16 protein-coding genes are annotated in these 19,454 nt (G+C 60.6%); 7 read left to right on the top strand and 9 right to left on the bottom strand.

Translation table 11 applies throughout. The features are described from left to right. Positions 1–42: 42 nt before the first annotated feature. Positions 43–1,284 carry an acetylornithine/succinylornithine family transaminase gene (gene astC, locus LK540_RS21895; protein WP_229439495.1) on the bottom strand — a complete coding sequence of 414 codons (1,242 nt, stop codon included), beginning with the start codon at positions 1,282–1,284 and terminating at the stop codon, positions 43–45. A 452-nt stretch (positions 1,285–1,736) separates the two neighbouring features. On the opposite strand from astC, the gene LK540_RS21890 reads away from it, so the two are divergent. Continuing rightward, the gene (locus LK540_RS21890; RefSeq protein WP_229439493.1) at positions 1,737–4,013 is read left to right on the top strand and encodes an NACHT domain-containing NTPase; all 2,277 of its coding nucleotides are present in this window, start codon (positions 1,737–1,739) and stop codon (positions 4,011–4,013) included. A 103-nt stretch (positions 4,014–4,116) separates the two neighbouring features. On the opposite strand, the gene LK540_RS21885 is transcribed toward LK540_RS21890, so the two are convergent. Further along, entirely contained in the window at positions 4,117–5,058 is a 942-nt protein-coding gene (locus LK540_RS21885; protein ID WP_229439492.1) for a GlxA family transcriptional regulator, read from the bottom strand. A gap of 21 nt (positions 5,059–5,079) precedes the next feature. Then, positions 5,080–5,982 (bottom strand): DMT family transporter, encoded by a 903-nt coding sequence (locus tag LK540_RS21880; protein ID WP_229439490.1) that lies wholly within the window; start codon positions 5,980–5,982, stop codon positions 5,080–5,082. Positions 5,983–6,080: 98 nt separating this feature from the next. Here LK540_RS21880 and LK540_RS21875 point away from each other — a divergent pair, with 98 nt between their 5' ends. From LK540_RS21875 to LK540_RS21865, 3 genes are all read left to right on the top strand, one after another. Beyond that, positions 6,081–6,551 carry a MarR family winged helix-turn-helix transcriptional regulator gene (locus tag LK540_RS21875; protein ID WP_229439488.1) on the top strand — a complete coding sequence of 157 codons (471 nt, stop codon included), beginning with the start codon at positions 6,081–6,083 and terminating at the stop codon, positions 6,549–6,551. Beyond that, on the top strand, positions 6,548–6,829 hold the full coding sequence (locus LK540_RS21870) for a hypothetical protein (RefSeq protein WP_229439486.1): 282 nt from the start codon (positions 6,548–6,550) through the stop codon (positions 6,827–6,829). Before LK540_RS21875 ends, LK540_RS21870 begins: the two co-directional genes overlap by 4 nt. Positions 6,830–6,912: 83 nt before the next feature. Then, positions 6,913–7,746, top strand: coding sequence for an HDOD domain-containing protein (locus tag LK540_RS21865; protein WP_229439484.1), 834 nt, complete (start codon positions 6,913–6,915; stop codon positions 7,744–7,746). A gap of 711 nt (positions 7,747–8,457) precedes the next feature. Here the strand turns inward: LK540_RS21865 and secF are convergent. The 4 genes from secF to LK540_RS21845 all read right to left on the bottom strand — a co-directional run bounded on the left by secF (position 8,458) and on the right by LK540_RS21845 (position 12,918). Beyond that, positions 8,458–9,477 carry a protein translocase subunit SecF gene (gene secF, locus LK540_RS21860; RefSeq protein WP_229439482.1) on the bottom strand — a complete coding sequence of 340 codons (1,020 nt, stop codon included), beginning with the start codon at positions 9,475–9,477 and terminating at the stop codon, positions 8,458–8,460. A 15-nt stretch (positions 9,478–9,492) separates the two neighbouring features. Further along, complete coding sequence (gene secD, locus LK540_RS21855) at positions 9,493–11,370, bottom strand: protein translocase subunit SecD (RefSeq protein WP_229439480.1); 1,878 nt, start codon at positions 11,368–11,370, stop codon at positions 9,493–9,495. A 60-nt stretch (positions 11,371–11,430) separates the two neighbouring features. Next, positions 11,431–11,766 carry a preprotein translocase subunit YajC gene (gene yajC / locus LK540_RS21850; RefSeq protein WP_229439478.1) on the bottom strand — a complete coding sequence of 112 codons (336 nt, stop codon included), beginning with the start codon at positions 11,764–11,766 and terminating at the stop codon, positions 11,431–11,433. Positions 11,767–12,048: 282 nt separating this feature from the next. Continuing rightward, positions 12,049–12,918 carry a LysR family transcriptional regulator gene (locus LK540_RS21845; RefSeq protein WP_229439477.1) on the bottom strand — a complete coding sequence of 290 codons (870 nt, stop codon included), beginning with the start codon at positions 12,916–12,918 and terminating at the stop codon, positions 12,049–12,051. 95 nt (positions 12,919–13,013) lie between these two features. Here LK540_RS21845 and LK540_RS21840 point away from each other — a divergent pair, with 95 nt between their 5' ends. Both LK540_RS21840 and LK540_RS21835 read left to right on the top strand, forming a co-directional pair. Further along, positions 13,014–13,514, top strand: coding sequence for a lactoylglutathione lyase family protein (locus LK540_RS21840; RefSeq protein ID WP_229439475.1), 501 nt, complete (start codon positions 13,014–13,016; stop codon positions 13,512–13,514). 78 nt (positions 13,515–13,592) lie between these two features. Continuing rightward, the gene (locus LK540_RS21835; RefSeq protein WP_229439474.1) at positions 13,593–14,693 is read left to right on the top strand and encodes an NADH:flavin oxidoreductase/NADH oxidase; all 1,101 of its coding nucleotides are present in this window, start codon (positions 13,593–13,595) and stop codon (positions 14,691–14,693) included. A gap of 160 nt (positions 14,694–14,853) precedes the next feature. Here LK540_RS21835 and tgt read toward each other — a convergent pair whose 3' ends face one another. Together tgt and queA are read right to left on the bottom strand one after the other, a co-directional pair. Further along, a complete protein-coding gene (gene tgt / locus LK540_RS21830) occupies positions 14,854–15,993 on the bottom strand; it encodes a tRNA guanosine(34) transglycosylase Tgt (RefSeq protein ID WP_229439472.1) in 1,140 nt (379 codons plus the stop codon). A gap of 17 nt (positions 15,994–16,010) precedes the next feature. Next, the gene (gene queA / locus LK540_RS21825; protein WP_229439470.1) at positions 16,011–17,033 is read right to left on the bottom strand and encodes a tRNA preQ1(34) S-adenosylmethionine ribosyltransferase-isomerase QueA; all 1,023 of its coding nucleotides are present in this window, start codon (positions 17,031–17,033) and stop codon (positions 16,011–16,013) included. A 106-nt stretch (positions 17,034–17,139) separates the two neighbouring features. Between queA and recG the strand changes: the two genes are divergently transcribed. After that, the gene (recG, locus tag LK540_RS21820) at positions 17,140–19,200 is read left to right on the top strand and encodes an ATP-dependent DNA helicase RecG (RefSeq protein WP_229439468.1); all 2,061 of its coding nucleotides are present in this window, start codon (positions 17,140–17,142) and stop codon (positions 19,198–19,200) included. Positions 19,201–19,454: the final 254 nt, after the last annotated feature.

Genomic DNA, 19,454 nt, shown 5'->3' with positions numbered 1-19,454 from the left:
CCGCGGGCCTTGTTACTGCAGCGTGCTATGGCTTTTCGCGGATCAGGCAGCCAGGAACTGCTCGACGGCGGCGCGCATGATGCGGTCGGCTTCGGCGATCTGCTCGTCCGAGACGATCAGCGCCGGCGCCAGGCGCACGACGTCGAAGCCGGCCACCAGCAGCATCAGGCCGAGGCCTTCGGCGACCTTGGTCAGGTCCTTGGCGCGGCCCTTGTAGCCTTCGGCCATCGGCAGGCCGATCAGCAGGCCCATGCCGCGGGCCTTGCCGAACAGTTGCGGGTAGTCGGCCGACAGTTTGTCCAGGTTGGCGAAGATCTTGGCGCTGGCTTCCTTCACGCGTGCCAGGAAGGCCGGCTGGTTGATCGTTTCGATCACGTTCAGCGCCACGGTCGCGGCCAGCGGGTTGCCGCCGTAGGTGGTGCCGTGCGAGCCGACGTTGAAGTGCTCGGCGATCGCGTTCGTGGTCAGCATGGCGCCGATCGGGTAGCCGTTGCCCAGGGCCTTGGCGCTAGTCAGGATGTCCGGGGTCACGCCGGTTTCCATGTAGGTGTACAGGGTGCCGGTGCGGCCCACGCCCGACTGCACTTCGTCGAAGATCAGCAGCGCGCCGGTCTTGTCGCACAGCTCGCGCAGGGCTTGCAGGTATTCCTTGTTGCCCGGGATGACGCCGCCCTCGCCCTGGATCGGCTCGACGATCACGGCCGCCACGTCATCGAGGATGGCGGCGCGCGCCGCATCGATGTCGTTGTACGGGATGTGGTTGATTTCCTGCGGCAGCGGCTCGAAGCCTTCGGTGTACTTCGGCTGGCCGCCGACCGACACGGTGAACAGGGTGCGGCCGTGGAAGGACGACAGGCAGGAAATGATGCGCGACTTGTGCGGGCCGAACTTGGTGTGCGCGTACTTGCGCGCCAGCTTCAGGGCTGCTTCGTTCGCTTCCGCGCCCGAGTTGCAGAAGAAGGCGCGGTCGGCGAAGGTCGCTTCGGTCAGGGCCGACCCCAGGCGCAGCACCGGCTCGTTGGTGTAGCCGTTGCCGAGGTGCCAGAGGGTGTTGATCTGCTTGGTCATCGCGTCGACCAGTACCGGGTTGCAGTGGCCCAGGCTCGAGACGGCGATGCCGGAGGTGAAGTCGAGGTAGTGCTTGCCTTCCTGGTCCCACACGTCCAGGCCCGAAGCGCGCACCGGCACCATCGCAGCCGGAGCGTAGGTCGGGACGAGGACTTCGTCGAAGGTCTGCCGAGTGACAGGCCGCGTTGTGACACCCGAATCAAGCTTTGCATTCATGACTTTTTCCTCATCCTAAGTTCGTGACAGGCGCGCCAAGGGACGGGCGCCGAGTCTGGTCATTATAGGGAGGTCGGGGGGTGGGTTCTTACAGAAGTGCGACGGGGATTTTCATTTTTCGTCGACGACTTAAACATCAAATGTTTCATATTGGAAACATTGCGGAAGAAGCTTGCTCTTCCGTTATCACTTAACTATTATGTAAGATTCTAGTAGATGTCAGCAGCAAACTCATAAAATTTCAAAATTTGGGATTTTTACATGGTTTATGTTTAGTATTATTTACGGCGCGAATATAATATTATTTAAGAACAAGCTTTGATGTTTTGTGAAAAATCTACAGGCTCGTCGTTCTGAGCAATACTGATATGAGCACAACTGCATTTTATATTAAAAATAATCTCATGTCGCTGTGGATGAAATTATACCAATAACTTAGGGAGAAAATATTAATGCGCCACTTTACTGGTGAAGAATTCGAAGATGAGGTGCGGAGAATTTGTCGCAACTTATTTTCCAACTCCTTAGGGCAAGGAGCTGAGAAGGTCGATGAGCGAGAGCGAGACGGTATATTTTGGAATGGAGACTTCTTCACTATAGTTGAAGCAACTACTGAAAAGAAGAAAGACAAAGCTGAATACGATGCGAAGAAAACCCATGATTTAGTTGCAAAGAAAAGAACTGAAGGCCACATGGCACGAGGTTTTCTTGTAACACTTCATGAACCGACTGCAGATCAAAAAGCAGCGGTCAAGAAATATGAAAAAACGACAAAAATAGTCTCTTTTGATGAGCTAAGATCGCTTTTGTTTGACGCACAATCATATCTTCGCATTAGAGCTGGCAAACAGTTTGGATCCGTGTACGATCACGTTGGACACTCTTTTGAAGTCCCTAGAAGCGATTTTGTAGAACCTACGATAACGCGCGTCGTAGACAGTAGCAGTAAGACCTTGAATGAACTCATTGAAGAAGTGCGCAACAAAGCCCGTGTGGTTATTACAGCAGAGTATGGCATCGGCAAAAGTATGCTATTGCGCGAAGTATTCTTCCATTTACTAAGAGACTTTTCAGAAAATAAGACTTTTCGGTGTCCGATTGCAATTAATCTGCGCGAGCATATCGGACAAGAAGAGCCCGTTGAACTCCTTGAACGACATGCAAGAGCAAACGCAGTCGAACCTCGTAAATTGGTCGCTGCGTGGAGTGCCGGCTATATTGATTTGATTATCGATGGGTTCGATGAGTTGTCGACACGAGGTTGGACAGGTGATCATAGGAAGCTTCGTGAGTTCAAACGAAGTACACACGCTGTTGTAAAAAAGCTTATTCGACAGACTCCAAAAAATTCATCAATCATTATTGCCGGGCGTGGGGCTTATTTTGATTCAGATGTAGAAATGAGAGAGGCCCTAGGTGTTCCTGAAGGAGTTTTTGAACATTTCATGGTTCAACCATTTGATTCTGAACAAGCAAGCAAATTTTTGGCACGTAAAGGTTATAATGAGGCTTTGCCGCAGTGGATACCAACTCGCCCGTTATTTTTAAGCTATTTAATTAATAAGAAACTGATTCAAGATGCGGTGAAGGTATCAACTACTGGAGCTTTTCCTGAAGGATTTGCGTGGTCAGCTTTGCTTACAATGATTGCTGGGCGCGAGAGTGACCAGTCCGAGGGGGTTGACAAAGACTCGATTCTTAAATTCTGGGGCTTGATGGCGACAAAGGCACGTCAAAGCATCTCTTTGCAGAAGAGTTTTACCCCAACTGAAATGGACGAGATTTTTTATAATGCAACAGGAAATGCCGTAACTGAAGACGAGCGAGGGTTGTTGTTAAGACTGCCTGGTCTAGGGATCGCCCCGGACAATCCGAGCAGCCGCATATTCATTGATGATGATTTTTTAAACGCTGCTAGCGCGACTTTGGTAGCATCCCATATTAAATTCCCTTACGGCACTGATTCTTATAAAGAAGAGATAAGAAATGTCTCTCAACAGTTAAATTCAGTTGGGATCCACGTTGTGTGTGCAAATCTTGAACAAGAAGGGATTTTACCCGGAGCAATTGAAGCATGTTTATCGCGTGAGCTCAGCGGGGGCAACAATGAGTTAGCCTATGATATATTTTCGGCTCTCATTTATGTAGGAATGCCAACGTCGCACTTAGAATTTAATGGAATCGACGTGAAAGAGCTCGACCTTTGTCAAGATTATTTTGAAAATCTTAAAATAAACTTTGCAAATTGCTTAATTGAGAACTTAATCCTTCCTGAAGGTACCGACGCTCCAAAAGATATTAAATTTATTGCTTGCCTTATTGGAAACGTTGAAGGACGAGCGTCGACTCACGATCTTCCAACCAAACAGTTTTCAGATTGCGAGATCGACAACTTCTCTAGTGCCTATTCTGTAAATAGTGATGTTCTCAGCTCGGGCCTCCCGTTAGGAGTGCGAGTTCTAGTGGTTACTCTTAGAAAAATTTATGCTCAAGCAGGTAACTCAAGGCTCGAAAGTGCTTTGTTACGTGGATTAGACCATCGTGCACGTATGATCGCCCCTGAGGTAATCGAGAGCTTAGTCAAAAACGGATTTTTAATAACAAGCGGACGGCAGGGGAAAACGATTTATTCGGGCAGCCGAACCAAACGCAAGGATGCCCTCGCAATTATTCACTCACCTGCAACGTACCGCGTCCCGGTTTTAGACGAGTGTAAGAATCTCGGCTAACGACGCAAAAGACTCAGTATCTTAATTGCCTTAACCGTCAAATAGATTTTAGCGGTTAAGGCAGTAAATTTTGCTATTACATAATAGCTTAACAACTATTACTTCATTCAGCGAGCCTGCGCTGTCGTTCTTCCCGCGGCGTATTTCCAAACAACGCCCCAAACGCCGTCGAAAAATGCGACCCTGACGAAAACCCGCACATCAGCCCCACCTGCACGATCGAGTAATTGGTATCGAGCAGCAGCTGCCGCGCCCGCGTCAGGCGCAGTTCGAGGTAATAGCGTGACGGCAAACTGCCGAGATACTGCTTGAACAGCCGCTCCAGCTGGCGCCGCGACACCCCCGCCAGCTGGGCAATCTCGTCGGTCGACAGCGGCTCCTCGATATTTGCTTCCATCAGCGTCACCGCCTCGGTCAGTTTCGGCTGCAGCGCACCGAAACGCGCTTGCAAGGCCACGCGCTGGCGCTCTTCCTTGCCGCGCACCCTGTCGACACACAAGATCTCTTTTACCTGCGCCTGCACGGTCGAGCCGAAAATGATGTCGATCAAGGTCAGCGCGAAGTCCACGGACGCCGCGCCGCCGCAGCAGGTCAAACGTTCGCCTTCGATTTCGTAGAGATTGGGGGTAAAGACGGCCTGGTCGGCGCGGCTGTCGGCACCGGCGTACAGCGACCATGGCAGCGCGGTGCGCACGCCGTTCAGGGCGCCGGCCTCGGCCAGCCACAGCACGCCGGCACCCACGCCGCCCCAGAACGGCGCGGCGCGGCAGCGTTCGACCAGGGCGCGGAAGTTGGCGGGTTTCAGGCCGGCCTGGGCTTCGTCGGCGGCGAGGAGCACCAGGTGCCAGTGGCGCTGGGCGTCGCTGGTGAACTTGTCGGGGCTGCGCACGTCCACGTGCAGGCGCTCGGGGCCGAGGATCTTGGCGGCCAGGCGCAGTGGCTGGGCCAGGCCCGACCAGCTCATCGTGTCCGGCTCGCCGGCATTCACGAGCAGCACGCGCAGCGGCCTCTCCTGCGCCAGGCGGGACAGTTCAGCTTGCGGCATTGAAGCGGATCGTGATGTTGTTCACTCGGGAGCAAGCGCGGCGGATGGCCGGCGTTCGGAATTCCATTGACTGACTATCATACCGGAGATCAACAGCAAGCCACCGAGCCAGCCCCGCGCCGTCAAGGCTTCGCCCAGCCAGAAGTAGCCGAAGAAGGCGGCCGCGGCCGGCTCGAAGGCATACACCACCGCCGCTTCGTTGGCCGAGGTGCGCGACTGGCCCCAGGTTTGCAGCGAGATGATGGCGGCAGTGGCGACCACGCCCAGGTAGGCGAAGTTCCAGCCGTGCTGGCCGAGCTTGCTGAATACGCCGTCGAGGTAGGCGGCGCGCGCCACCGCCTCGCCCGGCAGTTCGCGCGCCAGCAGCCAGAGCGCGGCGCACAGGCCGACCGTGGCAATCTGGGCGGCGGTGACGGTGAGCAGGCGCGTTGCGCGCCGGGTCTGCACTTCCATTACCTTGATGTAGACGCCGAAGCACAGCGCGCTCATCAGGGCGAGCGAGTCGCCCGTGCCCCAGGCGCCGCCGTCCCAGCACAGGGCGGCCAGGCCGGCGATCGACATAATCAACGCCAGCACGATGCGGCGCTCCGGCAAGCGGCCAGCCAGCACGCCCAGCAGCGGGACCACGAGCACGTTCAGGCCGCAGATGAAGGCGTTGCGGTTCGAGCTGGTCAGGGCCAGGCCCTCGACCTGGAACACGAAGCAGAAAAACAACAAAGCGCCGAGTATGGCGCCGGCACGCATGTCTGCCAGCTTGCCGCGCCACAGGAAGGGCGACAACAATACGGCAGCGAGGACAAAGCGCACGAGAATGATCCACACGGCCGAGAAATGGCCGGTCAGGTCTTTCATTGCCGGGAAGGTCGTGCCCCAGACCAGCGTGACGAGCAGCAGAGCGAATATGCCGTGGAGATGGCGGGTCATGGAATGCGGCGCGGAGAAAAGCGGGTATGGTACGCGCCTCGGCCGTAAAAGGCGAACCGTCGTCGCCGAAAGGCTGCTCGCGGCTATAATCTCGCTTCATGGGGGAACGATATTTAAAGAGCGTCCGCTTGCTGGCCGAATGCCTGCAGGGCTTCGAACGGTATTCGGGCGAATCCGTGCGCCAGTACGGTTTGACGCACGCGCAATTCGACATCATCGCCACGCTCGGCAATACCAGCGGCATGAGCTATAAGGAATTGGGTGAACGCACCCTGATTACGAAAGGCACGCTGACCGGCGTCATCGAGCGGCTCGAGCAGAAACAGCTGGTGCTGCGCGAACGTAGCGATGAGGACAAACGCTCGTATTTCGTGCGCCTGACCGATAGCGGCGAAGCGGTGTTTCGCGATGTGTTCCCGAAGGTGGTTGCACACGGCAAGCAATTGTTCGAAGATTTCAGCGATGCCGAATTCGACGAGGTCGACGGCGCGCTGAGGAAATTGCGCGAACGGATACTCGGGGCAGGACGCCCTTCCCCTTCATTATCACAACAAAAGGAACCATCTTGAAAACTTCCCTGATCGACGGCAAGAAGCCGGCCCACTTCGACAAGCACATCATCGGCAATATCCTGCTCGACGTGGTGTCGGAAGCCGAAGTACGCGAGGAAGCCATGCTAATCGGCGTGCGCAACGAAGACGGCGAGATCTACCGCCTGATCGGCGCCACCAAGCTGAACAGCTTCATGAACGCCGTCGAGGAACTGTTCGACCTGGGCCTGGTCGACGAACTGCAGGACACCGAAGAGCCGAAGGAAGACTGCGACGCCATCTTCAGCGAGCCTTGATCGCGAGACGTTTGGCGTTGTAAAAAGATGCTTTGGAGCAAATACTCCGAAGTGTGGCTGTTCGCAGGGAGTATAATTTTTCGATGGACAGACTAGACGCCCTCAAGAGCATCGCCGCCCAGGCCATCCGCGGCGAGCTCAGTTTTCCGACCAATGTCGACGCCACGCTCAAGCTGCAGCGTGCGCTCAATGATCCCGATTGCCACGCCGATGCGGCGGCGCGCCTGGTGCAGGCCGAGCCGCTGCTGGCGGCGCGCACTGTTGCGATCGCCAATTCCGTTACCTATAACCGCGCCGGCAACGACGTGACCAACGTGCGCGCCGCCGTGCAGCGCGTGGGTTTCCGTACGCTGGGCGCGCTGGCGGCGTCCGTCATCGTGCGCCAGCTCAGCAGCGAGATCACCGATCCGGTGCTACGTGCCAAGGCCGATCAATTGTGGCGCCACTCGGCCCACGTGGCTGCGCTGGCCCAGGTGATCGCACGCCGGGTGTCGTTTGTCGATCCGGAGACGGCGATGTTTGCCGGCATCGTGCACGAGGTGGGCGGCTTTTATATGCTGTCGCGCGCGCATGCGTATCCGGGGCTGCTCGAAGGCGGCGCCGAGGATTGGCTGGAGCATGGCGAAGTGGCGATCGGCCGCGGCGTGCTGCTCAAGCTGGGCGTGCCGGCGCCGGTGATGGGGGCGATCGAGGCCATGTGGAATGGCATGCGGGCGCTGCCGCCGGAGACCTTGGGCGATACCTTGTTGCTGGCGAACGATTTGTCGCCGGAGCATTCGCCCTTGCTGGAACGGCCGGGTGCGACCAGTGTGCAGGCGGCGGCGACCATTGATTTTGCGGTGGGGGATGGGACCCTGGCGCGGATTATGGAAGAGTCGGCGGAAGAGGTGCAGAGTTTGACGTCGGCGTTATTGTAATTTTTAAATCGTACGCGGCTGTTAATGGGGCTGTTGCCTGCGCTGTTATCGGTTTGCATGATCCGCGTGGGCACGAGTGCCCACCCTACGGTCACCGTTAATGGCGAGTTCACGCGAAAACCGTGAGGGCGCCGTTAATAGCGAGTTCATACAAACCCATACAGTCCACCACCAGCAGCGAATCGTACGAAACGCGGATACGCAACGTATCCCGTAGGGTGGGCACTCCGTGCCCACGCGGATTCAACACACCAATAGCGCAACAGGCAACAGCCCCAATACCGCTTGCCATCCTGCCCTTCGCAATTCCATTCCACAAAAAAAATGCCCACTCCAAACGGAGCGGGCAAAGTCCAAAACTAGGGATGTCCTGAAAGAGACAGCTCCACTATAGTTCCCGGTTCCCGCACACTCTGTGCGCCATTTCACATTCATGTGACATTTCTGTTTTATTCGCCGCGTAAGCAGACCGGGCAAAAAAAAACCCGCTCCAAGCGGAGCGGGTGAAGTCCAAAACTAGGGATGTCCTGAAAGAGACAGGTCCACTATACGGTTCCCCTACCCCAACGCTCTGTGCGTTAACTCACACAACACCGGGAAATGTCACATATCAGCAAATTCCTTGTAAAAATCGAGGTGCGGAAATGTGCAGGGAATAAAAAAAGCCGCCACGGCCTTTACCGTGGCGGCTTTTTCATGCGGGCCGGCTTATCACACCACGGCGCCGTCGGTCTCGTCCTTTTCCTTGACCGGCTTGATCAGGTCTTCGCGTTTCACGCCGAACCACATTGCCAGCGCGGCAGCCACGAACACCGACGAGTAAATACCGAAGCAGATACCGATCGTCAGCGCCATTGCGAAATAATGCAGCGACGGGCCACCGAAGAACAGCATCGACAGCACCATCATCTGGGTCGAGGCGTGGGTGATGATGGTACGCGAGATGGTGCTGGTGATCGCGTGGTCGATGACCTCGGTCACGCTCATCTTGCGCTGCTTGCGGAAGGTTTCGCGGATACGGTCGAAGATGACCACCGATTCGTTGACCGAGTAACCCAGCACCGCCAGGATCGCCGCCAGCACCGTCAGCGAGAATTCCCATTGGAAGAAGGCGAAGAAGCCCAGGATGATGACCACGTCGTGCAGGTTGGCCAGGATCGCGGCGACGGCGAATTTCCACTCGAAACGCACGGCCAGGTAGATCACCACGCCGACGATCACCATGATCAGCGCGTGCAGGCCGCTTTCGGCCAGTTCGTCGCCCACCTGCGGGCCGACGAAGTCGACGCGCTGCAGGCTCACCACTTCGGCGCCGGCCGCATTCGCGCAGCTGGTGCGTTCGATCTGCTGGCCCTTTTCCGTCACGTTGATCTGTTTCGGAGTGCCGCCTTCCGAGGCGCAGACCGCCTTGAAGGCTTCGCCCGACACGGTCGAGCCGACCGCGGTCTTCACCGGCGGCAGGCGCAGCATGATGTCCTGGGCGGTGCCGAAGCTGGCCACTTCCGGCGCTTCATGGCCGATCGAACGCAGGGTCGCGCGAATTTTTTCCTGGTCGGCCGCATGCGGATAACGCAGTTCCATCACGGTGCCGCCGGTGAATTCCACCGAGAAGTGCAGGCCCTTGGTTACCAGGAAGAACACGGCAGCCACGAAGGTCAGCGCCGAGATCACGTTGAAGATCAACGCGTGGCGCATGAACGGGATGTCCCGTTTGATTTTGAAAAATTCCATGACAGTTCCTCGTCCTTATTTCTTTTCAGCGGGCAGGCCCGGCGTCCACACCGTACCGACCGACAGCTTGGTCACTTTCTTGCCGCGGCGGCCGTACCACAGGTTCACGAAACCGCGCGAGACGAACACGGCCGAGAACATCGAGGTCAGGATGCCCAGGGTGTGCACCACGGCGAAGCCGCGCACCGCACCGGTACCGAAGATCAGCAGCGCCAGGCCGACGATCAGGGTGGTCACGTTGGAGTCGAAAATCGTGTCCCAGGCGTGGCTGAAACCATGCGTGATCGCCTGCTGCGGCGTGGCGCCGGCACGGAGTTCCTCGCGAATACGTTCGTTGATCAGCACGTTGGCGTCAATTGCCATACCGAGCGCCAGCGCGATAGCGGCGATACCCGGCAGGGTCAGCGTTGCCTGCAGCATCGACAGCAGGGCCAGCAGGAACAGCACGTTGGCGGCCAGCGCCACGGCGCTGAAGACACCGAACATGTGGTAGTAGATGATCATGAAGACGGCAATCGCCACGAAGCCCCACAGGGTCGAGTGCAGGCCGCGCGAAATGTTCTCGGCGCCGAGCTGCGGGCCGACCACGCGTTCCTCGATGAATTCCATCGGCGCCGACAGCGCGCCCGAGCGCAGCAGCAGGGCCAGTTCGTTGGCTTCCTGGGCGTTGCCGATGCCGGTGATCTGGAAGGTCGAACCCAGTTCGCTCTGGATGGTCGGAGCCGACGGCACCGTGTACTTGCCCTTCTCTTTCAGCAAAATCGCCATGCGCTTGCCGACGTTTTCGCGGGTCACCAGGCGGATCTTGCGGCCGCCGTCGCCGTTCAGGTCGACCGAGACGGCCGGCTGCTGGTTCTGGTCGAAGCTGGCAACGGCGCCGGTGATGTAGTCGCCGGTCAGGATGATGTCTTTCGACACCACGACCGGGGCGCCGCGGCCTTCGGTGAACAATTCCGAGTTCAGCGGGATCGTGCTGGAGAGCTCGGTGCCCGGGGTCACGCTGTTGTCGACCAGGCGCAGTTCCAGGGTGGCGGTGCGGCCGATCAGGTCTTTCGCACGGGCCACGTCTTGCACGCCCGGCAATTGCACGATGATGCGGTCGGCGCCCTGGCGCTGGATGACCGGCTCGGTCACGCCGAGTTCGTTGATACGCTTCGACAGGGTCGAGATGTTCTGGTTGACGCCTTCCTCGACGATGCGCTTGAGCGCCTCGGCCTTCATGGTGGCGACCAGTTTCAGTTCGGTGCCGTCGGCGGCGTCGGCCAGGGTCAGGTCGGCCATCTGCTTGGCCAGCACGTTGCGGGCGGCGGTGCGGGTCTGCTCGTCGCGGAAGTTCACCTCGATGGCATTGCCGTTGCGCTCGATGCCGGCATGGCGCACGTTGGCGTCGCGCAGGACGCTGCGCACGCTGGTCTGGGTGCTCTTCACGCGGGTTTCGAGCACAGCCTTGGAGTCGACTTGCAGCAGGAAGTGGACGCCGCCGCGCAGGTCGAGGCCGAGGTTCATCGGCAGCGCGCGCAGGGACTGCATCCAGGCCGGGGTATTCTTCACCAGGTTGACGGTGACGATGTAATCGGGGTCGGTGGCGTCACGGTTGAGCTGGCGCTCGAGCGCGAGCTTGGCCTTGAACTGGGCGTCGGTGGTGTCGAAGCGGGCGCGCACGGCGGTCGAGTTGCCGGAGCCGTCGAGCGACACCTGGTTGGCCGGAACACCCTCGCGTTTCAGCACGTCGGCCACTTGCGCCGAGGTGTCGCTCGTAATCTTGACCGTCGTCTTGCCGGTCGTCACTTGCAGCGCCGGCGATTCGCCGAAGTAGTTGGGCGCCGTGTACAGCGCGCCCAGCAGGAGCGCAACAGCGATCAGTATGTATTTCCAGAGCGGATAGCGATTCATGATGTTCCAGCGTTCTATGTTGAGCGGCGTGCGGCCCGCGAGCAGGCCGCGGCGCTTGGCTTACAGGGACTTCAGGGTGCCCTTCGGCAGCAGCGTGGTCACGGCGTTCTTCTGCACCACCAGTTCGGTGTTGGTTGCGATTTCCAGGGTCACATAGGTATCGGAAACCTTGGTCACGCGGCCCAGGATGCCGCCTGCGGTGACCACTTCGTCGCCCTTGGCGAGCGCGTCCATCATCGCCTTGGCTTCTTTCTGGCGCTTCTGCTGTGGGCGAATCATCAGGAAGTACATGACCACGAACATGATCAGCAGCGGAGCGAAGGTCGTCAGGTTACCCATCAGGCCAGGATCGGCGGCTGCAGTGGTGGTTTGCGCGTAAGCGTTGGAAATGAACACAAGGACTCCGATTATGAGATGAAAAAAACAGCGCTGTATTCTAGCACCGGCGCACTGCCAGCGGCCATTCCGCCGCATGTGGGGTTGGCTGTAAAAAATGCAAGTAGGAAATCCACAACAGCGGCAGACGGGTTTCGTAGGGTGGGCACTTGTGCCCACGCGGTGCCACGGGTGATCAATCGAACATTGCGAGCACCACGAGTACGGTACGCATCGGTACGACCGCGTGGACACAGGTGCCTCCGTGGCCCGGTCCACCCTACAAAAGCGGTAAGTGGGCGCTTACCTCATCCGTTCGCGCAAATATTCCACCACCCTCCCCGCCCGCGCCGACAAGGGCCACTCGGCCCGGTGAATCAGCCACAAGCCATCCACCACCGGCGCCGCCTGCTCCACCACTTGCACCGCCGCCGCGTTCGCAAACGCCTGGCGCGCATGGCGCGGAATCACCGTGAACCCCAGCCCGCGCGCCACCGGCTCCAGGATCAGTCCGATCTGGTTCACGAAGCCGGTACACGGCAACCTGCGCACGCCAGGATTGTCGGGAAACGCCCGGCTCAGCAGGCGCGTGGCCATTGCCTGCCCGTCGGGATGGTCGATGAAGCCCAGGCGCTCCAGGTCGCCCCAGCCCCGCACCTCGGCGCCGGCCGGCACCACCAGCTCCAGCGGTTCCTCGATGAACAGCTCGGCGGCCAGGCGCGGATCGTCCGGCTTCAGGGTCAGCAGGCCCAGCTCGAAACGGTTGTCCAGCACGGCGTCGCGGATTTCCGGGTCCGGCGCGAAGCGGTGGCGCACCGCCAGCCCGCGGTGCAGCACCTGCCAGTCGAGCAGCAGCGGATACAGCGCCAGCCCCACGCTGCCCGGCGTGACCAGGCTGATCTCGCCGGTCTCGGCGCTGGCATCGAGCAGGCGCAGCTGCAAGCGCTGGTCGGCCCCGGAGACTTCGAGGCAATAGTCGAGCAGTGCGCGGCCGGCGGGCGTCATCTCGATCTGGCGCGGGCGGCGGATCAGCAATGCGCCGCAGGCGTCTTCCAGATGCCCGATGTGCTGGCTGACCGCCGCCTGGGTCAGGCCCAGCTTGTCGGCCGCGCGCGTGAAGCTGCCGGCCTCGACCACCGCAGCATAGGTGCGCAGCCATTGCGGACTCAGCATAAGCAACTCTTATGGGATGGATAAGGATGCATTAGTTTACATTAAGTCGTCCAAACCTTAGGCTGGTTGCATCACTCTTTACAGGAAGCGCCGCCATGCCACCTACCTATCCACGCAGCTTTTCCCACATCGGCCTGTCGGTCACCGACCTCGACGCCGCCGTCAAGTTCTATACCGACGTCATGGGCTGGTACCTGATCATGGCGCCGACCACGATCAAGGAAGACGACAGCGCCATCGGCGTGATGTGCACCGATGTCTTCGGCGCCGGCTGGTCGTCGTTCCGGATCGCCCACCTGTCGACCGGCGACCGCGTTGGCGTGGAAATCTTCGAATTCCCGAACGCCGAACGTCCGCAGAACAATTTCGAATACTGGAAAACCGGCGTCTTCCACTTCTGCGTACAGGACCCGGATGTCGAAGGCCTGGCTGAAAAGATCGTTTCGGCCGGTGGCAAGCAGAGAATGCCGGTTCGGGAGTATTATCCCGGTGAGAAGCCCTACCGCATGGTCTATATGGAAGACCCGTTCGGCAACATCATCGAGATCTACAGCCACAGCTACGAGCTGACCTATTCGGCCGGCGCTTACCAGTAAATCCCGCTTTTCCCGTTCCGCGCAGCCATTCGCTTGGCCGCGCAGGACAGCCATACCCTCGTAAAAAGAATCGCATTCATGTCAGCACTGTTTACTCCCTTTACCCTCAAAGGCGTCACCCTGCGCAACCGCATCGCGGTGCCGCCGATGTGCCAGTACAGCGCCACCGATGGCTATACCAACGAATGGCACACCACCCACTATGAAAGCATCGCCCGCGGCGGCGCCGGCCTGGTGATCGTGGAAGCCACGGGCGTCTCGCCGGAAGGCCGCATCACCCCGGGCTGCCTCGGCCTGTGGTCCGACGAGCACGTGCCGGGCCTGGCGCGCATTGCCGCCGGCATCAAGGCGGGCGGCGCCGTTGCCGGCATCCAGATCGGCCACGCCGGCCGCAAGGCCAGCGCCCAGCGTCCATGGGAAGGCGACGACCATATCCCGGCGAGCGACCCGCGCAGCTGGGAAACCATCTCGCCGTCGGCGGTCGCCTTTGGCGCCAACCTGCCGCAGGTGCCGAAGGAGATGACGATTGCCGACATCGAGCGCGTGAAGGCCGACTTCGTCGCCGCCGCGCGCCGCGCCCTGGAGGCCGGCTTCGAATGGCTGGAGCTGCACTTCGCCCACGGCTACCTCGGCCAGAGTTTCTTCTCGGTGCACGCGAACCAACGTAGCGACGACTACGGCGGCAGCTTCGCCGGCCGCAGCCGCTTCCTGCTCGAGACCCTGGCGGCCGTGCGCGCCGTCTGGCCAGAAAATCTCCCGCTGACCGCGCGCTTCGGCGTGATCGAGTTCGACGGCCGCGACGAAGAAACCCTGAACGAGGCGATCGAACTGACGCGCCAGTTCCGCGCCGCCGGCCTGGACATGCTGAACGTGAGTGTCGGCTTCTCGACGCCGGATGCGAACATTCCCTGGGCTTCGGGCTTCCTGGCGCCGATCGCCGAACGCGTGAAGCGCGAAGCCGGGCTGCCGGTGGCGTCGTCGTGGAACATCGATTCGCCGACGGTAGCCAACCGCGTGGTGGAAGAAGGCCAGATGGACCTGGTCATGATCGGCCGCGCACACCTGGGCAATCCGCACTATACGTATGCGGCAGCCAAGGCGCTGGGCCAGGATAAACCGTCGTGGACGCTGCCGGCGCCGTATGCGCACTGGCTGGAGCGGTATCGCGCGGCGGAGTAAGGGTAGAGATGGAATAAAAAACGCGGCTCGATGGCCGCGTTTTTTTATGGCTGTTGGGGCTTGTAGGGTGGACTCCCGAGTCCACGCGGTACAACGTTTGCATATCGTGCGGTATGCAAAGGTACGACAGCGTGGACACAGGTGTCCACCCTACGAAACCTTACACCCCGCGCGCGCGATCCGCCGCGAACTGCAACCGGAACGCATGGAACCCATCCGCATCGATCGCATCGCGGATCTCCTGCATCAGGTTCAGGTAATAGTGCAGGTTGTGGATCGTGTTCAAACGCGCACCCAAAATTTCGTTCGAGCGGTGCAGGTGGTGCAAATAAGCGCGCGAGAAGTTGGTGCAGCAATAGCAGGTGCACGATTCGTCCAGCGGCGCCATGTCTTCTTTATAGCGGGCGTTCTTGATCTTCACGTCGCCGAAGCGCGTGAACAGCCAGCCGTTGCGCGCGTTCCGAGTCGGCATCACGCAGTCGAACATGTCGACGCCGTTGGCCACGCCTTCCACAAGGTCTTCCGGCGTACCCACGCCCATCAGGTAGTGCGGCTTGTTCTCCGGCAGGCGCGGGCCGACGTGGGCCAGGATGCGCTTCATGTCTTCCTTCGGCTCGCCCACCGACAGGCCGCCGATCGCCAGGCCCGGGAAGTCGATGTCTTCCAGGCCGGCCAGCGATTCGTCGCGCAGGTGCTCGTACATGCCGCCCTGGACGATGCCGAACAGCGCGTTCGGGTTCTCGCCGCGGTTGAATTCGTTCATCGAGCGCTGGGCCCAGCGCAGCGACATGCGCATCGACTTCGCCGCTTCTTCGGCGGTGGCCGCGCGGCCGTCGATTTCATATGGCGTGCACTCGTCGAACTGCATCACGATGTCCGAGTTCAGCGAACGCTGGATCTGCATCGACACTTCGGGCGACAGGAAGCGGCGCGAACCGTCGATCGGCGAAGCGAAAGTGACGCCCTCTTCCGTGATCTTGCGCATCGCGCCCAGCGAAAACACCTGGAAGCCGCCCGAGTCGGTCAGGATGGGCTTGTCCCAGCCCATGAACTGGTGCAGGCCGCCGAACTTGTCGAACACCTCGGTGCCCGGACGCAGCCACAGGTGGAAGGTGTTACCGAGGATGATCTGCGAGCCCACGGTTTTCAGTTCGGTCGGGTCCATCGCCTTGACCGAGCCGTAGGTCCCGACCGGCATGAAGATCGGGGTTTCGATGGTGCCGTGGTTCAGTTTCAGGCGGCCGCGGCGCGCATGCGACAGGCCGCTGGTGTCTTTCTTCAGTAGCGTAAATTCGAGCATCGGTAGTCTTGACGGGCTTATTTTGAGGTAGTGGTCAGCAGCATGGCGTCGCCATAGCTGAAGAAGCGGTATTCGCTGGCGATCGCATGCGCATAGGCCTTGCGGATCGCGTCGTAGCCGGCAAAGGCCGACACCAGCATCATGAGCGTCGACTTCGGCAGGTGGAAATTGGTGATCAGGCGCGTCACCGTCTTGAAGGTGTAGCCGGGCGTGATGAACAGCGCCGTGTCGGCACTGCCCGCCACCAGTTCGCCCGACTGCGAAGCCGATTCCAGCGCGCGCAGGCTGGTGGTGCCGACCGCCACCACGTCGCGCCCGGCCGCCTTCGCGGCGCGCACCGCATCGACCGTGTCCTGGCCGATGGTGTACCACTCGGAATGCATCTTGTGTTCCGACAGGTCTTCCACGCGCACCGGCTGGAAGGTGCCGGCGCCCACGTGCAGCGTTACATATGCAAACCGCACGCCTTTGGCGGCCAATTTGTCGAGCAGCGGCTGGTCGAAGTGCAAACCGGCGGTCGGCGCGGCGACAGCGCCCGGCTCCTTCGAATACACGGTCTGGTAGCGCTGCTCGTCGAATTCGTCGGCGTTGTGCTCGATGTAGGGCGGCAGCGGCAGGCGGCCGTGGGCTTCGATCAGGTCGAACACGTCGCCTTCGAAATGCAGGGTGAAGAATTCGCCGGCGCGCTCGCCGGTGGTGACCTCGAAGGCGTCGGCCAGGCGGATGCGGTTGCCCGGTTTCGGCGACTTGGAGGCGCGCACCTGGGCCAGCACGGTGCGGTTGTCCAGCACGCGCTCGACCAGCACCTCGACCTGGCCGCCGGTCTCCTTGACGCCGAAGAAGCGGGCCTTGAGCACGCGGGTATTGTTCATCACCAGCAGGTCGCCGGCTTGCAGCTGGTCGACGATGTCGGCGAAATGGCGGTCGGTAATCTGCTCGCCATCGAGCTGCAACAGGCGCGAGGCACTGCGGTTTGGCAGCGGCAGCTGCGCGATGCGCTCGGGCGGCAAGTCAAAATCGAAATCGGAAAGCGAGTACATTCTGTTCATTTCTGGGAAAATGGGGGCTGGCAGCTTTACAATACGGGCTGCAGCGCGTGCGGCGAACCCTCTATTTTACGTCAGCCCGCGCCAAATTGCCGCAGATATGCCTTCGCCAAAACCCACTTCCGCCCCGAAAACCACAGAAAGCAAGCTCGCCCGCCTTGGCCTGCGCACCGACATGGACCTGGTGCTGCACCTGCCCATGCGCTACGAGGACGAGACAAAAATCGTGTCGATACGCGAGGCCTGCCTGCGCGGCGGCCATGTGTCGCAAATCGAGGGCGTGGTCACGAAAAACGAGATCAGCTTCAAGCCGCGGCGCCAGCTGCTGGTGACGATTGCCGACGAATCCGGCGACATCCTGCTGCGCTTCATGAACTTCTACGGCAGCCAGGTCAAGCAATTAGCCGAAGGCGTGCGCGTGCGCGCCCGCACCGAGGTCAAGCACGGCTTCTTCGGCGCCGAGATGGTCCACCCTACTTACAAGGTAGTGAATGAAGGCGCGCCGCTGCCGACCTCGCTGACGCCGGTGTATCCGTCGGGCGAAGGCCTGTCGCAGCCTATCCTGCGGCGCGCCATCGGCGAAGCCATGAAGCGGGTCGACTGGACCGACACCGTGCCGCTGGCGGTGCGGCGCCAGATGGGGCTGGGCGACTTCGAGCCGTCTGTCAAGCTGCTGCACTACCCGCCGAAAGACGCCGACGAATACGCGCTGATGGACAAGTCGCACCCGGCCTGGACGCGCATGAAGTTCGACGAACTGCTGGCCCAGCAGCTCTCGCTGAAACGGGCCCAGCGCGCACGCCGCGACAAGGGTGCGCCGACGCTGCGCACGGTGGGCGACCTGTCGAAAGCCTTCCTGCAGGCCCTGCCCTTCAAGCTGACCAATGCCCAGGCGCGCGTGGTGAAGGAAATCAGCGCCGATCTGCGCGAGGGTTATCCGATGCAGCGCCTGCTGCAGGGCGACGTCGGCAGCGGCAAGACCGTGGTGGCGGCGCTGGCCGCCGCCCAGGCCATCGACTCGGGCTACCAGGCCGCGCTGATGGCGCCGACCGAGATCCTGGCCGAGCAGCATTTCAGGAAGATCGCCGCCTGGATGGAGCCGCTCGGCGTGAAGGTGGCCTGGCTCACCGGCAGCCTGAAGAAAAAGGAAAAGGCGGCGGCCAGCGAGATGGCGGAAACCGGCGAGGCGCACCTCGTGATCGGCACCCATGCGCTGATCCAGGACTCGGTGCAGTTCGCCAAACTCGGCCTGGTGCTGGTCGACGAGCAGCACCGCTTCGGCGTCGGCCAGCGCCTGACCTTGCGCAACAAGGGCAGCGACGGCCTGGTGCCGCACCAATTGATGATGTCGGCCACGCCGATCCCCCGCACCCTGGCCATGACCTACTACGCGGACCTGGAAGTGTCCGTCATCGACGAACTGCCGCCGGGCCGTACGCCCATCGTCACGCGCGCCATCGACCAGAACCGGCGCGACGAAGTGATCGAACGCGTGCACGCGGCGGCTTTGGAAGGCCGCCAGGTCTACTGGGTGTGTCCATTGATCGAGGAATCCGAGGCGCTGCAGCTGCAGACGGCCACCGAAACCTACGAGACGCTGGCCGAAGCCCTGCCCGACTTGCAGGTCGGCCTGGTGCACGGGCGCCTGAAGCCGGCCGAGAAACAGGTGATCATGGACGCCTTTGCCGCCGGCGAGGTGCACGTGCTGGTGGCCACCACCGTGATCGAGGTCGGCGTGGACGTGCCGAACGCCTCGCTGATGGTGATCGAGCATGCCGAGCGCTTCGGTTTGTCGCAGCTGCACCAGCTGCGCGGACGCGTCGGCCGCGGCTCGGCGGCCAGCGTCTGCCTGCTGCTGTACCAGAGCCCCCTGGGCCAGGTGGCCAAGCAGCGCCTGATGACGATGCGCGAGACCACCGACGGCTTCGAGATCGCGCGGCGCGACCTGGAAATCCGCGGCCCGGGCGAATTCCTCGGTGCGCGCCAGTCGGGCCAGGCCATGCTGCGCTTTGCCGACCTGGAAACCGACCAGTGGCTGGTCGAGCATGCGCGCGACATCGCGGCCAGTTTGCTGGAGCACGAGACACCGGCAAACGTGGCCATCGTCGACGCCCACCTGGCGCGCTGGCTGGGCGGGCGCGAGGAATTCCTGAAGGTCTGAAACCAAGCCGGCCAAGCCGGGGTCAGGTCTGACATTCGGACACGGTCTCAACTGTAGGTGCGAAATCGACCCGGATTTGTATGGCAGTCCTCTCCTCGCCGGCCGGATAAAGCAGAGCTCGTGTCCAAATGTCAGACCTGAGGTGATCCGGATATCCTGGACAGTTATTTAGGCACACGGTATGCAGCGTCGACGGCGGCAGGCGTTTGGTAGCCCAAGGTCTGATGTAACCGCCGCGTATTGTAGTACTTCTC

The sequence above is a fragment of the Massilia sp. IC2-278 genome (assembly GCF_020708045.1).
Lineage (GTDB): Bacteria > Pseudomonadota > Gammaproteobacteria > Burkholderiales > Burkholderiaceae_D > Telluria.
Note: the sequence above shows the minus strand (reverse complement) of the source record. Positions and strands in the feature narration are given on the sequence as shown.

What these genes read in the sequence shown, in the direction of transcription:
- astC (WP_229439495.1), bottom strand. Translation starts at nt 1,284, where the DNA reads ATGAATGCAAAGCTTGATTCGGGTGTCACAACGCGGCCTGTCACTCGG.
- LK540_RS21890 (WP_229439493.1), top strand. Translation starts at nt 1,737, where the DNA reads ATGCGCCACTTTACTGGTGAAGAATTCGAAGATGAGGTGCGGAGAATT.
- LK540_RS21885 (WP_229439492.1), bottom strand. Translation starts at nt 5,058, where the DNA reads ATGCCGCAAGCTGAACTGTCCCGCCTGGCGCAGGAGAGGCCGCTGCGC.
- LK540_RS21880 (WP_229439490.1), bottom strand. Translation starts at nt 5,982, where the DNA reads ATGACCCGCCATCTCCACGGCATATTCGCTCTGCTGCTCGTCACGCTG.
- LK540_RS21875 (WP_229439488.1), top strand. Translation starts at nt 6,081, where the DNA reads ATGGGGGAACGATATTTAAAGAGCGTCCGCTTGCTGGCCGAATGCCTG.
- LK540_RS21865 (WP_229439484.1), top strand. Translation starts at nt 6,913, where the DNA reads ATGGACAGACTAGACGCCCTCAAGAGCATCGCCGCCCAGGCCATCCGC.
- secF (WP_229439482.1), bottom strand. Translation starts at nt 9,477, where the DNA reads ATGGAATTTTTCAAAATCAAACGGGACATCCCGTTCATGCGCCACGCG.
- secD (WP_229439480.1), bottom strand. Translation starts at nt 11,370, where the DNA reads ATGAATCGCTATCCGCTCTGGAAATACATACTGATCGCTGTTGCGCTC.
- LK540_RS21845 (WP_229439477.1), bottom strand. Translation starts at nt 12,918, where the DNA reads ATGCTGAGTCCGCAATGGCTGCGCACCTATGCTGCGGTGGTCGAGGCC.
- LK540_RS21840 (WP_229439475.1), top strand. Translation starts at nt 13,014, where the DNA reads ATGCCACCTACCTATCCACGCAGCTTTTCCCACATCGGCCTGTCGGTC.
- LK540_RS21835 (WP_229439474.1), top strand. Translation starts at nt 13,593, where the DNA reads ATGTCAGCACTGTTTACTCCCTTTACCCTCAAAGGCGTCACCCTGCGC.
- tgt (WP_229439472.1), bottom strand. Translation starts at nt 15,993, where the DNA reads ATGCTCGAATTTACGCTACTGAAGAAAGACACCAGCGGCCTGTCGCAT.
- queA (WP_229439470.1), bottom strand. Translation starts at nt 17,033, where the DNA reads ATGTACTCGCTTTCCGATTTCGATTTTGACTTGCCGCCCGAGCGCATC.
- recG (WP_229439468.1), top strand. Translation starts at nt 17,140, where the DNA reads ATGCCTTCGCCAAAACCCACTTCCGCCCCGAAAACCACAGAAAGCAAG.